10 protein-coding genes are annotated in these 13,876 nt (G+C 44.5%); 6 read left to right on the top strand and 4 right to left on the bottom strand.

Features of this window, described 5'->3' with window-relative positions:
* Positions 1-43: 43 nt before the first annotated feature.
* A complete protein-coding gene (locus tag BMZ72_RS31345; RefSeq protein WP_255373341.1) occupies positions 44-1,036 on the top strand; it encodes a glycoside hydrolase family 43 protein in 993 nt (330 codons plus the stop codon).
* Between the two features lie 925 nt (positions 1,037-1,961).
* Positions 1,962-2,870 carry an NAD(P)/FAD-dependent oxidoreductase gene (locus BMZ72_RS31335; protein ID WP_089814582.1) on the top strand — a complete coding sequence of 303 codons (909 nt, stop codon included), beginning with the start codon at positions 1,962-1,964 and terminating at the stop codon, positions 2,868-2,870.
* 90 nt (positions 2,871-2,960) lie between these two features.
* On the opposite strand, the gene BMZ72_RS31330 is transcribed toward BMZ72_RS31335, so the two are convergent.
* Positions 2,961-5,390, bottom strand: a complete 2,430-nt coding sequence (locus BMZ72_RS31330; protein ID WP_089814580.1) for an ABC transporter permease — start codon at positions 5,388-5,390, stop codon at positions 2,961-2,963.
* A 396-nt stretch (positions 5,391-5,786) separates the two neighbouring features.
* Between BMZ72_RS31330 and BMZ72_RS31325 the strand changes: the two genes are divergently transcribed.
* Positions 5,787-6,761 carry a ribonucleotide-diphosphate reductase subunit beta gene (locus tag BMZ72_RS31325; RefSeq protein ID WP_012791075.1) on the top strand — a complete coding sequence of 325 codons (975 nt, stop codon included), beginning with the start codon at positions 5,787-5,789 and terminating at the stop codon, positions 6,759-6,761.
* Between the two features lie 40 nt (positions 6,762-6,801).
* Complete coding sequence (locus BMZ72_RS31320) at positions 6,802-8,499, top strand: ribonucleoside-diphosphate reductase subunit alpha (protein ID WP_012791074.1); 1,698 nt, start codon at positions 6,802-6,804, stop codon at positions 8,497-8,499.
* A gap of 102 nt (positions 8,500-8,601) precedes the next feature.
* On the opposite strand, the gene BMZ72_RS31315 is transcribed toward BMZ72_RS31320, so the two are convergent.
* The 3 genes from BMZ72_RS31315 to BMZ72_RS31305 form a co-directional block, all read right to left on the bottom strand.
* Entirely contained in the window at positions 8,602-9,348 is a 747-nt protein-coding gene (locus BMZ72_RS31315; protein WP_089814577.1) for an SRPBCC family protein, read from the bottom strand.
* A 47-nt stretch (positions 9,349-9,395) separates the two neighbouring features.
* Complete coding sequence (locus BMZ72_RS31310; protein ID WP_089814576.1) at positions 9,396-9,941, bottom strand: hypothetical protein; 546 nt, start codon at positions 9,939-9,941, stop codon at positions 9,396-9,398.
* Between the two features lie 126 nt (positions 9,942-10,067).
* Positions 10,068-11,483, bottom strand: coding sequence for a DHA2 family efflux MFS transporter permease subunit (locus BMZ72_RS31305; protein WP_089814574.1), 1,416 nt, complete (start codon positions 11,481-11,483; stop codon positions 10,068-10,070).
* Between the two features lie 497 nt (positions 11,484-11,980).
* Here BMZ72_RS31305 and BMZ72_RS31300 point away from each other — a divergent pair, with 497 nt between their 5' ends.
* A complete protein-coding gene (locus BMZ72_RS31300; protein WP_089814572.1) occupies positions 11,981-13,420 on the top strand; it encodes an AAA family ATPase in 1,440 nt (479 codons plus the stop codon).
* A 137-nt stretch (positions 13,421-13,557) separates the two neighbouring features.
* Complete coding sequence (locus BMZ72_RS31295; RefSeq protein ID WP_089814570.1) at positions 13,558-13,785, top strand: helix-turn-helix domain-containing protein; 228 nt, start codon at positions 13,558-13,560, stop codon at positions 13,783-13,785.
* Positions 13,786-13,876 lie beyond the last annotated feature (91 nt).

Here is a 13,876-nt window from a genome sequence, read left to right as displayed (position 1 = left end):
GTACATTTGACATTAATAAATAAATCCGTTCAATAATAATTCCATGATGAAGATCTCTGTCAGCTGTTTTACTTTCCGGCTTGTTCTCCTGTTTATTGTTAGTCTGGCGATGGTACTCCCCTCTTCTGCGCAACGGCAATCAAAGCCGGTTTACAGCGGCTACCTTTTCACCTACTTTACCGGGAATGATAAAAGTAAAGAGCAAATTTGTTTTGCCCTTAGTGAAGACGGTTATCATTTTAAAGCATTGAACGGGAATCAGCCGGTGATCAGTTCTGCTGATATCAGTGAGACGGGTGGTGTGCGTGATCCGCATATCTTACGGGGTGCTGATGGAAAGACGTTTTACATGGTGGCTACCGACATGGTCTCTGCCAAGGGGTGGAATAGTAATCGCGGTCTTGTGCTGATGAAATCAAATGATCTTGTACACTGGACGTCAAAGGCGATCAATATTCAGAAGAAGTATGCAGGGCAGGATAGTTTGCTACGTGTGTGGGCGCCGCAGACGATCTATGATGCGAAGGCGAAGAAATACATGGTTTATTTTTCTACGAAGTACGGTCATGAACCGGATAAGATCGTGTACGTTTATGCGAATAAAGATTTTACAGATCTGGAGGGTGAGCCGAAGCAGTTGTTCTTTAATCCGGATCATGCGGCTTGTATTGATGGTGATATTCAGGAGAAAGCGGGTAAGTTTTATTTGTTCTTTAAGACAGAGGATAGGCGGCCGGGGATCAAGATTGCAGTGTCTGACCGGCTGACAGGTGGTTATGTTATGCAGCGCAATGATTATGTGCAGCAGACGGATAAGCCGGTAGAGGGTGCGGGGACGTTTCCGCTGAATGATGGTAGTGGTTATATTCTGATGTATGATATGTATACGAGTGGTCGGTATCAGTTTACCAGGACGGTTGATTTTAGAAATTTTAAAGCGATAGATGAGGATGTTTCGCTGGATTTTCATCCGAGGCATGGTACGATAATGCCCTTGACAGCTGAAGAGATGATAAGGTTGCGCAAGGCGTGGTAATTGTCCTCTTCTGAATATGTGTTAGCATTATGCGGGCTGGCGATGAGTTTTCTACTTTTTGTTTTTGCTCTTGATACTTTGGGGCTGCGCATTATTTGCAGATGGGATTACGGGCTGACGCCCTCCACAGCTTATTGGCTATTGGGCGGTGGGAAGTTGGATAGCGTTGGGGTGGTTGATTAAACCTTGGGGGCATAGGCTGAGCAGCGCGTGAAGGGCTAAGGCCCTGCATCCTCATCTGCAAATACTGCTGCTTCGAATGGTATTGGTGGACTTGTTAATGGAGTTCATGGTATCCTTTGGTTTGTGTTTTAGGGCTGCGAATGGTATTGTTGGAATTGGTAATAGAGTTCATCGTTTCCTTTGGTCGTGCTTTGGGGCTGCGCATTATTTGCAGATGGGATTACGGGCTGATGCCCTCCACAGCTTATTGGCTATTGGGCGGTGGGAAGTTGGCGAGCGTTGGGATGGTGGATTAAGCTCTGGGCATAGGCTGGGCAGCGCGTGAAGGGCTAAGGCCCTGCATCCTCATCTGCAAATACTGCTGCTTCGAATGGTATTGGTGGACTTGTTAATGGAGTTCATGGTTTCCTTTGGTTTGTGTTTTAGGGCTGCGCATTATTTGCAGATGGGATTACGGGCTGACGCCCTCCACAGCTTATTGGCTATTGGGCCTGGGGAAATTGTTGAGCGGTTGGGATGGTGGGTTAAGCCCTGGGCATAGGCTGAGCAGCACGTGAAGGGCTAAGGCCCTGCATCCTCATCTGCAAATATTGCTGCTTCGAATGGTATTGGTGGACTTTGGATGGAGAGTTATTTGTGTAAAAACATATTTGCAACATAGATGCAAATGAATGGTTTTTTCAGTTATCTTTGGTGCTTTGGTAGCAATTGAAGTATCACTAAACAGAATAGTATCACAGCAATGACAGGGAAAAATCATTTTGAAGTAATCATCATAGGTGGCAGTTATGCGGGATTGGCAGCGGCGATGTCTTTAGGGCGTGCATTACGGTCAGTATTGATCATTGATAGTGGGAAACCGTGTAATCGTCAGACGCCGCATTCACATAACTTTCTGACAAGGGATGGGAATACCCCTGCGGAGATCGCAGCGATCGGGAAAGAACAGGTGCTGCAATATGATACAGTGCAGTTTTATACCGGGTTGGCGACAAAGGGAGTGAAGACGGAAACAGGCTTTGATATCAGTACGGATAAGGGGGATACTTTTTCTGCTAATAAACTCATTTTTGCGACGGGGATTACGGATGAGCAGCCTGCTATTCCTGGATTTGCGGAGTGTTGGGGGATATCGGTGATACATTGTCCGTATTGTCATGGGTATGAGGTGAAGAAAGAGAAAACGGGGATACTGGCGAATGGTGATATGGCGTTTGATTTTGGTAAACTTATTTCTAACTGGACCGATGAACTGACCATCTTTACCAATGGGGCGTCTACACTGAAACCGGAGCAGGTGGAGAAGCTTGCACAGCATAATATTCCGGTGGTGGAGAAAGTTATAAGTGCCCTGGAACATGATAATGGTTATGTGCGTCAGCTTGTGTTTGAAGATGGGAGTACCTTTCCGCTGAAGGCTCTGTATGCACGGGTTAGCTTTACACAGCATTGTGATATTCCTGTGCAGCTGGGTTGTGAATTGAATGAACAGGGATATCTGCGGGTAGATGGTATGCAAAAGACGACCGTTCCACATGTGTATGCATGTGGTGATAATAGCAGTATGATGCGTTCTGTAGCAAATGCAGTAGCAACCGGTACACTTACAGGAGCGATCAGCAATAAAGATCTGATAGAGGAGTCGTTCTGAGAAGAACGGCCCCCTACGCTGCTTTCAGACTTTTTTAATGATTAGCGTTAACTGATCTGATAGAGGAGTCGTTCTGAGAAGAACGGACCCCTACTCTGCTTTCAGACTTTTTACGGGATTAGCGACCGCTGATCTGATGGCCTGAATACTAACGGTGGACAACGCGATCAGCATCACTACAAAACCGGCCAGCGCGAATTCCCACCAGCCTGGTGTGATGCGGTAAGCAAAAGTCTGTAACCATTTATCGAGTGCCCACCAGGCTATCGGTATGGCTACTACTAAGGCGATGCCTGCCAGTTTCAGGAAATCTTTTGATAAAAGTGATACCAATATGAGGAGATTTGCACCGAGTACTTTGCGGATGCCGATCTCCTTTTTGCGTTGTTCGGCCATGAAGGCGGATAATCCGAAGAGGCCTAAGCAACAGATGAAGATGGCGATCAATGTGAAAGCATTTATGATGTTGGATAAAGTCACTTCTGCTTCATATTGTTGCTGTACATCTTCATCGAGGAAGGTGTAGGCAAAAGGCGTTTGCGGAAAGTTACGTTGCCAGATAGTATTGATGCTTTTTAGCAGGTGCTGATAGTCTTTGGTATCGGCGGCAGCGATGACATTATTGGTGGCATATTCCGGACCGTATCGCAGCATCAATGGTTGTACTTCATCGTGGAGGGAGTTATTGTTGTAATCTTTCATCACACCAATGATCTCTGCAAATATGACTGGTTCGTTTGCATCATGCTGTGGGTATAATCTTCTGCCAGGTGCGTTTAATGCGTTCAGACCGAGTGCCTTTGCAAAGGTTTCATTGATCACGATCTTGCCTGAGTCACCGGCCTTGAAATCTCTTCCTCCAAGTATTTTAACACCTAGTGCTTTTACATAGTTTTCGTCGGAAAAGATGAACTGTACGTCTTTTCCGATAGCAGCGCCTGCTGCCTCGAGGTAATAAGGCCAGTCGTGACTGATCTTCTGGCTGGGGTAGTTATCGGCCTGGCTGACGGTTTTTATACTGCTCAACTGCCGCAAGTCACTCATGAATGCATTGAGCTTTGTTTTTTCTTCGTCTGTATGAAAATTGAATACCAGTTTCTGGTTGCGTTCAAAACCTATGTCCATCTGCTTCAGGTAATTCAGCTGACGGGCAATGATAATGATGCCTGATACAAATACGATCGATAAGGAAAACTGGAAAACGATCAGTAAGCGGCGTATACCGGCGGAGGATAGACGGCTGGTAAAGTTGCCCTTTAATACACTGATAGGTCTGAAGGCAGAAAGATAGAAAGCAGGATAACTGCCAGCCAGCAGCCCCGTGATAAATATAAAACCCAGGAGCAGGAAAGCGAAGCGATAGCTGGCTAAACTGAAGATGTTAATGTCTGCATCCGTCAGCTGATTGAGTGCAGGTAACAGCAGTGCCAGTAAAGGGACGGATACTAATATAGCCAATATTGATAATAACAGGGCCTCTCCCATGAACTGGCTGATGATATCATTTACCCGGGCGCCGATCACTTTTCTGATACCTACTTCTTTGGCGCGTTTGGAGGCCCTTGCGGTGCTCAGGTTCATGAAGTTGATGCAGGCCATGACCTGTATCAGTATGGCGATTAATAATAACCTGTTGAGGAAAGAACGGTCATTGACAGGCGTCAGTTCGTTGTCATAACCTTTGGTGGTGTGTATGCTGCCCAGCTGCTGGAGGTTGAGCTCCTTTTTCATACCATGGTCTTTGAGTTGTTGTGCGCCATATTTGGCCAGGAAGGCCGGTAATTTTCTTTCGAGTGTGCTTACGTCTGTCCCTGGACGTAATTTCACATAAGAGGCGACATAATTATAAGCGGCCCAGGCATTGCTCTCTTTTGTAACGCTCCCCATTCCTCCGCTATTCATCGCCATGAACATGTTCGCCCGGATGTGCGATTTACCCAAACGTTCATCCACGACGCCGGTTACCCGGAAACTATTTTTACCATATGCATTGGACATTTCTATGGTCTTACCGACAGGATCGCTGTTGCCAAATAATTTCTCCGCCGTACTCTTTATCAATACGACGGTATAAGGATCGGACAGTGCGTTCCGGGGTGTACCATATATAAATTTGAAATTAAATACGTTGAAAAAGGTTGAGTCCGCATATACTGCATTTCGTTCATATATACTTTGTCCCTGATAGGTCAGCAGGTGTTGTGCGGCACCGAGATTGACGGTAGGCACAATCCGGGTATACTCCTCTATTTCCGGAAAGTCGCTTTTCATGGCTGGAGCGATGGGAGGAGAACTGGTGGCATTATTGTGGAAAACCCCTTCCACCGTTATCCTGGAGTTTATCCTATAGATATCTGCGGCATGATCATGCTGTTGATCGTAGCTGTACTGTCCGGTGACATACAGGATAATATACAGGCAGCAAACCGTCCCTACAGACAAACCAACGATGTTAATAACACTGAAGGTTTTGTTTCTAAGGAGGTTGCGGAAGGCGATTTTCAGGTAGTTGCGGATCATGAGGGGGACATTTGAGAGATGCGGGAACGAATATAATGCCGCATATTTAATCTATTGTAAATTAACCAGTTAATATGAGCAACAAGCTGAAACGTGTTCACTTTCAGTACAAAAATTGTCCATTTCCGAACGGAAAGTGTGGGTAATCCCCGGCGTGAGGGGCAACAAGTGCCTGCTAGCGCGGTTTTGATTATTTCCCTCATTAGTTTTCCACATGTGTTAGTTCCTTTTTTTTGAAAAACCCCCTCACTGCGTCACTTTTGTATTCTGGCAGCATATGAAAAGTAGTTTATATACGTCATGTGAACGCTACACTGCATTGCCTGTTTGAGGATTTACATTGTCCCTCAACAGCTGGCACACCAATCAGACTTTGACTCTAAATAAATAGAAGGTATGGGAATTTTTGATAAGAGATTACAGTATAAGCCATTTGAGTATCCGGAAGTGTTACAGTTTACCGAAGCGATCAACAAATCATTCTGGGTACATGCAGAGGTTGATTTCACGGCAGACACGCAGGACTTCCATTCCCACCTGAATCCGGCTGAGAGAACGGCTGTTAGAAACAGTCTGCTGGCCATCGCACAGATCGAAGTAGCGGTAAAGTCTTTCTGGGGCAACCTGTACAATCATCTGCCAAAACCGGAGATGAACGGTCTGGGTTCCACATTCGCAGAATGTGAGTTCCGTCACTCAGAAGCTTACTCACGTCTGGTAGAGGTACTGGGTTACAACAGCCAGTTTGAAAAACTGGTAGAGGTGCCGGTTATCCGCCAGCGTATCGAATATTTATCCGATGCTCTGAGCAACGCAAAATCAACTGATACCAGAGAATATACTATTTCACTGATCCTGTTCTCTATTCTGATCGAGAACGTGAGCCTGTTCAGTCAGTTTGCCATCATCCTGTCATTTACCCGTTTCAAAGGGCTGATGAAGAATGTGAGTAACATTATCGCCTGGACATCCGTAGACGAGCAGATCCATGCGAACGCTGGTATCTATCTGATCAATAAGATCAGAGAAGAATATCCTGAGATGTTTGACGAAGCGACGATCACAAGAGTGAGTAACCTGGTGAAAGAGTCTATTGAAGTAGAAAGCAATATCCTGGACTGGATCTTCTCTGAAGGTAAGATCGACACGGTGAGCAAAGAGCACCTGGTAAACTTCATGAAATACCGTGCGGATGATAGTCTGAAAAAGATCAATCTGCCTGCACTGTTCAATATCAGTACAGAAGATAACAAACCTATGCTGTGGTTTGAGGAAGAGGTGTTTGCCAACAGCCTGGACGATTTCTTTGCAAAACGTCCTGTGGATTACACAAAACACGACAAGAGCATTTCTGCACTTGACCTTTTCTAATCTTATTTATTGAATCACTAAAACGGAAAAAACATTTGTCATGGCGATAACAGAATTAGCACAGCTAACAGGTGTGACGGAACAATACGAAATGCCTAAGTTGTGGTGGAAGAATTCAGAGAGTGAACAGATCCTGAACAGAGGATATCTGTTAAAAGGCGAAACAGTTGAAGGCGCAATTGACAGGATCTGTACCGCTGCTGCACAGCGTCTCTATAAACCGGAACTGAAAGAAGCATTTGTTGAGATGATCGAAAGAGGCTGGATGAGCCTCAGTTCTCCTATCTGGGCCAATATGGGTACAGAACGCGGATTGCCGATCTCCTGCTTCAACGTGCATATTCCGGACAATATCGAAGGTATTACACATAAGCTGGGTGAAGTGATCATGCAGACCAAGATAGGTGGAGGTACTTCTGCTTATTTCGGCGGACTGCGTGCCCGTGGTAGCGCAGTAACTGATAATGGTAAGAGCAGTGGGGCCGTGAGCTTCATGCGTCTGTTCGATACCGCTATGGATACCATCTCTCAGGGTGGTGTACGTCGTGGCGCATTTGCCGCCTACATGGACATCGACCATGATGATATCCAGGAGTTCCTGTCTATCAAGGATATCGGTCACCCGATCCAGAACCTCTTCTACGGTGTATGCGTACCTGACTACTGGATGCAGGATATGATCGACGGTGATATGGAGAAACGTGAGATCTGGGCGAAAGTGCTGGAAAGCCGTCAGCAGAAAGGTCTGCCTTATCTGTTCTTCACCGACAACGTAAACCGTAACAAACCACAGGTATATAAAGACCTTAATCTGGCTATCAACGCCAGCAACCTCTGTTCGGAGATCATGCTGCCATCTACAGAAGATGAGTCTTTCATCTGCTGTCTCTCTTCTATGAACCTCGAGTTATACGATGAGTGGAAAGATACAGACGCAGTAAAACTGGCTACATTCTTCCTGGATGCCGTATTGCAGGAGTTTATCGTTAAAACAGAAGGTAATCACTTCCTGGCAGCGGCAAACCGTTTTGCAAAACGTCACCGTGCGTTAGGTCTGGGTGTACTGGGATGGCATTCTTATCTGCAGAAAAATATGATCGCTTTCGAAGGTATGCAGGCAAAACAACTGACCTCCATCATCTTCAAAGATATCAGAGATAAAGCTGAAAAAGCGACCAAAGAACTGGCATGGATCTATGGCGAACCGGAAGTATTAAAAGGCTATGGCCGCAGGAACACTACCCTGATGGCAATCGCTCCTACTACTTCTTCTTCTGCGATCCTCGGTCAGACCTCTCCTGGTATCGAGCCATTCAGCAGCAACTATTTCAAGGCTGGTCTGTCCAAAGGTAACTTCATGCGTAAGAACAAATACCTGAAAGCCCTGCTGGAGCAGAAAGGTATCGACAATGAAGACACCTGGCGCAGCATTATGCTGAACCACGGTAGCGTACAGCACCTGGAAGAACTGACTGAACATGAAAAAGATGTGTTCAAGACCTTCAAGGAGATCAGTCAGCTGGAGATCGTTCAGCAGGCAGCTATCCGTCAGACGCATGTTGACCAGGCACAGAGCCTGAACCTGAACATTCCTTCTAATCTGCCGGTGAAAGAGGTGAACAGACTGCTGATCGAGGCATGGAAATTAGGTGTGAAGACATTGTATTACCAACGTAGTCAGAGCGTGTCTAAAGAACTGGTGAACAGTCTGGTGACATGTAAGAGCTGCGAGGGATAAGATGATCTGATTTACAGCAATATAAACAAATCGGGGGCGCATTGATATGTGCCCCCGATTTGTTTTATGATATTTGTACGCTAAAGAATGCGTTTCCTGATATTATTTACCGCTCTCACTATCGGGAGATTCATCAACGTATAATAATGGTCCGCTGCCAGCAATATCATCATCAATATCCAGTGCTCTGCTGTTCTCGATATACGCCTTAAAATTCCTGAGCTCCTCTTTTATCATTGATTCAAACAGGGGCGTCAGCAATTTCGCCAGGCCTCTGCCTGCAGGGCCGAGTGGCGCTCTGTAAGTGATAACGATCTGTAACTCGGTGCTTTTCTCACCCGCATCGACGAAAGTTACTTTACCGGCGTTATCGATATCAGCGCCCGGCAATGCATTCCACCCAAGCAATGTACCTTCTTCCTCCTTAATGATCTCTGCATCCCAGGTGATAGGCGCAGGCATTCCGGGGATATCCGCTTCCCAATGATAACGTCCTCCTCCGAGGTCTGTAACAGATTTGAGGTGTTTCATGAAAAGCGGCAGGTTCTCCAGATCTCTCCAGAAAGCATAGACTTCATTACGCGGGCGGCCGACTGTCAGGGACACTCTCACATTCACATTCTTTGCGGGATCAGGCAAGCGCTTTTTTCTCATAGCGCTATACGCCGGACAATTACCTGTTATTGCACGATAGAGCAGGAAGGCGCCGGCACCTGCTTTCAGGAAACGGGCTCTTTTTCCGGTAATTGCATTCATGAGCAGAAAACCACCTGCTACAGCAGAAATGATACGTTCATTGTTACTGACGTTTACGGCTGGTTTATCGCCTGTTGAAGAATTTTCGTTCATAATAATTCTTTTATGGTTTTACAATACAGTGTATGTAAACAGATGACTCAGGCATCATTGGTCACTGGTCCATCAGATATCCGCTTGCTCAGATGGGCTGGCTTGTCTTTTGTCTGATTGATCTTGCCTGCATAAGATGAGACAATTGAAATAAATGATCCCATACTAAAGTTGAGCACAAGGGCATTTATTATCAGCATCAGCAGCCAGCCCGTTGGTTTTTCCTGTACCTGCGGCGGAGCGTTCTCAGGCGCAAGCGTATCTGGCATGGACCACAATACATCCGGATAAAATACCATCAGCAGGATTGCCGCAAAAATCATGGAAAGCGCAGTACCTATTATTGTGGTCAGATGTGCTGCAATGAGCATGGAAACAGTTCGTTTCTTTTCGTAGGGTTTGTAGATCAGCTTAAAATTATAGGCTAGTATTACAACACCGAAAAGCGCGTTTCCTATATAAAGCAGATACAAACTTTCGTAGTTACCTTCTCTCAAATGGATCACCAGTAACACACTATACAACAAAGCAGCGATGAGGCCATATAACAGGTATTCCAGCCAATGTTTCTTCTCAAATACAGGATTTCTCATGTCCAGGCTTTCCCATATAAGTCAGGAAAATCGTACCAGTAGCAAATACTGGCAGATATAGTGATACCAACCACATAAAGCGCGTTGATGTGACACACAGGTGTAGCAGCTAATACTCACTCTGTTTTATCCAAGGGCTTCTTTGTGCTCTAGCTCACGCTCTACTTTATGAGGCAGTTTGAAAGCCGGAATCAGCGTTACCAGCATCAGTACGGCTGTAAACAGGAATCCATCCCTTAAGGCATAGTGTTCAGCCAGCGTTGCTTCATAACCTTTGGTCAGATAGTGATCATTAATGTAGCTGTGCATAGAGCCACTGATGGCAATACCAACGGAGCCTCCCAGTTGCAGCATGAGGCTGTTTAAGGAGGTAGCGGTGGCCGTCTGTGACTGGCTGACGGCATTTAACATGGCCGTAGACACCGGGGCAATCAGGAAGCTAATACCCAGTCCACGTACGATCATTGATAACACAATAAACCAGACAGGCGTACCGGTGTTGATCTGCGCGAAGAGAAAGAAAGATGCGGATACCAGTACGATCCCAAACACGGAGATATTCCTGATCTCGCCGGCATCTGCCATTTTACCGGCCAGGGGTCTTGTCAGCAGCATGACAAGTGCATTGGGCAATATTAAGAACGCACTTTGAATCTCTGTATATTTCAGATATCCCTGTAGGAGAAAAGGAAGAAAAAACATACCGCCGAACAGTGCCAGCGAGCGCAAGGCAACGATGATAAAGGCTCTGTTAAAAGCGGCCACCCGGAATACTGAGAGATCCAGTAATGCGGAAGGTTTGCGGGAAGAGCGGATGAACAGCCATAGCGACAGGACTGTCAGCAGTACACCTGAGATGAATTGCCAGGAGGTAAAACCATATTTATCACTTGTGCTGGTCAGTGTGAACTGCAGCAGTATGATGAAACAGATAAAGAGGAGATATCCTTTGAAGTCAAAAGGCTCACTATAACGTTTACGGGATTTTAAGAAATTCAGGTAACGCATGTTCATCAGGATGGCGATGATACCGATGGGAATGTTGACATAAAAGATCGCCTGCCAGCCGAGGTATTCTGTCAATACGCCACCGAGTGTAGGGCCTAGCGCGGGTCCCATCACGTTACCTATCCCCCACCACCCTATTGCACTTCCTCTTTCATCCTGCGGAAAACTCTCCGAGAGGATCGCCAGGGAAACAGGAGCAATAGCCCCTCCGCCTATGGCCTGTATAACCCTTGACAGTACCAGCATATTGATGCTTCCTGAGATGCTGCATAGCGCAGAACCCAGTACGAATACGATGATACTTGTCATATACAGGTGATAATACCCTACCCTGTTTTTCAACCAGTTGGTCAGCGGGATGAACAGCAGGAAGGTGATCATGTAAGCTGTAATGACGAGGGAGACCTCATCCAGGTCTACATCGAACTGTCGCTGTATGACCGGAAGGGAGACGTTTACAATACTGCTGTCAATTGCCGCCATGGAAGTTCCTATCATCAGTGTCGCCAGGACATATTTCTTGTATCTTAACATAAGGGTCTGTTTTGGAAGCCGTACACAACAGTAGCGGAGCATTAAATAAGGGCACCTCATCGCTAAGGTACCCTTTTATAGATCATACCAGTTAAAACTTGTTGTCGTTTTGCTTTATTCTATTGTTCTTTTACAGCCTGATTTCGTCTACGCCGGATAATTATGTGGTGTTGTTTGATTTAAAGAAGATGGAGGTGGTGAGGAAATTAGAAATTGGTGGAAGATCGGATGGAATGGCGATGGCGGAGTTGAATAGGCAGAACGAATAAATGAAACGGCAACAAACAAATAACAAATAATAACATGTTTTAAAAATTAAATACAAGCGCATTAGCACAACAATAGGTATATCTTGCTATTTTATAAGCGGCCAAAACCGTACTTAAAACCACAGTTTTGGCCGCTTATATTTTTTATATCCGGCCAAAACTGTATAAATTTAGGTAGTTTTGGCCGCTTATAATAGGCAACCAGGCTTCCCGAAAAGTAAAAAAAGCATGAAAATATTCATAGGTCGTAAAGAGGAAAAGAACATTTTAGAAAAGACTTTAAAGTCAGAAGAAGCTGAATTAATTGCTATTTATGGAAGGCGCCGTGTTGGCAAAACATTTCTGATAAGAGAAGTATTTAAAAGTAAAATTATATTTGAATTCTCCGGCGTTCACAATGCCACTTTAAAGGATCAGTTGCTTAACTTCAGAAATAGATTAGCTGAAGTCACCAACCAGAAGTTACCTCCAGAAATACCTATTGGCTGGACGGAGGCATTCGAGATGCTTAAAAAATATTGTGACCCATTATTGAAAAAAGGGAAATGCGTTATATTCTTAGATGAATTTCCATGGTTGAATACTCCTAAATCAGGTTTTTTATCTGCATTTGAATATTTCTGGAACTCCTGGGGTACTAAGCAAGACAATCTCGTATTAACGATCTGTGGATCGGCAGCTTCCTGGATGATACAAAAAGTCGTTAATAATAAAGGCGGTCTTCATAACAGGATAACCAGGAAAATACGTTTGTTACCTTTCACATTAACTGAAACCAAAGATTACCTGGAGAGTAAAAATGTCAAACTGGATCTTTATCAGATTACTCAATTATATATGGTTATGGGCGGGATCCCCCATTATCTAAGGGAGATAGAGGCTGGATTAAGTGCCGCACAGAATATTGACAGACTATGCTTTACTAAAGACGGGATATTAAAAAGTGAATTTGACAATCTGTATAGATCATTATTTGCCGAAGCAGATAAACATATTGCTGTAGTTAAAGCACTAAATAATACACCTGCCGGACTAACACGTAAAGAGATCATAAAAACCTGTGGGTTATCCAGTGGTGGAAGGGCTACTTTATTACTTGATGAATTAATGGAATCAGGATTTATCACAAACTATATCCCATACGAAAAAAATGTAAATGATACGATATACAAGCTTAGTGATGAATATTCCCGATTTTATCTGAAATATATTGAACATGGCCGGGCTACCGGCGAAGGGACCTGGATGAAGTTATCTACGCAGGCTACATGGAAAAGCTGGAGTGGATTGGCATTTGAAAGTATTTGTCTTAAACATACCAATGAAATAAAAGCGGCGCTGGGTATCTCAGGTGTTTATACAGAAGAGTCGATCTGGAGGTATGTGCCAGGTAAAAAAGAAGATGCGACGGGTACGCAGATTGACTTAGTATTGGATAGAAATGATTTCTGTGTAAGTATTTGCGAGATGAAATTTTCAGCTTCGGAGTTTTCGATAGATAAGTCTTATGCGGAAGAATTGAAAAATAAGCTGGATATATTTCAACAAAAAACCAAAACAAAGAAGGCCTTGTTTCTTGTTATGATTACTACGTTTGGGACTAAACAGAATATGTATAAGCCTGGGTTGGTTCAGAATGATATTATGCTGGAAGAGTTGTTTAAGTAACTTTCTATCTTTCATTTAATCCCATGTTTTCCCTCGTTTCTCATCGGATATTTACATTATTTATGAAATTTTCCGGTTAAAAAATAAAGTCAGCGTGATCATACTGCTGACTCATCACCATTGTTTTTGCTAATTCCATGTCTACGAATTACTTCAGTGAACTACTGCGTAACATTAGAGGTATGAGCATGCAGCAGCATATTCATGCATTTGTCATTGACAAAGCTAAAAGTCTGCTGCTTACAACAAACCTATCTATCAGCGAAATTGCTTATCAGCTTGGCTTTGAAGACCCGGGATATTTCAACCGCCTTTTTAAAAACAAAACAGGTCAAACTCCATTGGAATTCAGAAATATGAACTGACAACAGCTATATTGGGATGGCCGATACCAGTGTGTAGTAAGCGGCATAACTGACAATGTGTACAGGCATAAAAGAAGGCCATCTCACAATG

This window comes from Chitinophaga sp. YR627 (assembly GCF_900114995.1).
In the GTDB taxonomy this organism is placed as follows: domain Bacteria; phylum Bacteroidota; class Bacteroidia; order Chitinophagales; family Chitinophagaceae; genus Chitinophaga.
Note: the sequence above shows the minus strand (reverse complement) of the source record. Positions and strands in the feature narration are given on the sequence as shown.

What these genes read in the sequence shown, in the direction of transcription:
- BMZ72_RS31300 (WP_089814572.1), top strand. Translation starts at nt 11,981, where the DNA reads ATGAAAATATTCATAGGTCGTAAAGAGGAAAAGAACATTTTAGAAAAG.
- BMZ72_RS31295 (WP_089814570.1), top strand. Translation starts at nt 13,558, where the DNA reads ATGTCTACGAATTACTTCAGTGAACTACTGCGTAACATTAGAGGTATG.
- BMZ72_RS31335 (WP_089814582.1), top strand. Translation starts at nt 1,962, where the DNA reads ATGACAGGGAAAAATCATTTTGAAGTAATCATCATAGGTGGCAGTTAT.
- BMZ72_RS31330 (WP_089814580.1), bottom strand. Translation starts at nt 5,390, where the DNA reads ATGATCCGCAACTACCTGAAAATCGCCTTCCGCAACCTCCTTAGAAAC.
- BMZ72_RS31325 (WP_012791075.1), top strand. Translation starts at nt 5,787, where the DNA reads ATGGGAATTTTTGATAAGAGATTACAGTATAAGCCATTTGAGTATCCG.
- BMZ72_RS31315 (WP_089814577.1), bottom strand. Translation starts at nt 9,348, where the DNA reads ATGAACGAAAATTCTTCAACAGGCGATAAACCAGCCGTAAACGTCAGT.
- BMZ72_RS31310 (WP_089814576.1), bottom strand. Translation starts at nt 9,941, where the DNA reads ATGAGAAATCCTGTATTTGAGAAGAAACATTGGCTGGAATACCTGTTA.
- BMZ72_RS31320 (WP_012791074.1), top strand. Translation starts at nt 6,802, where the DNA reads ATGGCGATAACAGAATTAGCACAGCTAACAGGTGTGACGGAACAATAC.
- BMZ72_RS31305 (WP_089814574.1), bottom strand. Translation starts at nt 11,483, where the DNA reads ATGTTAAGATACAAGAAATATGTCCTGGCGACACTGATGATAGGAACT.
- BMZ72_RS31345 (WP_255373341.1), top strand. Translation starts at nt 44, where the DNA reads ATGATGAAGATCTCTGTCAGCTGTTTTACTTTCCGGCTTGTTCTCCTG.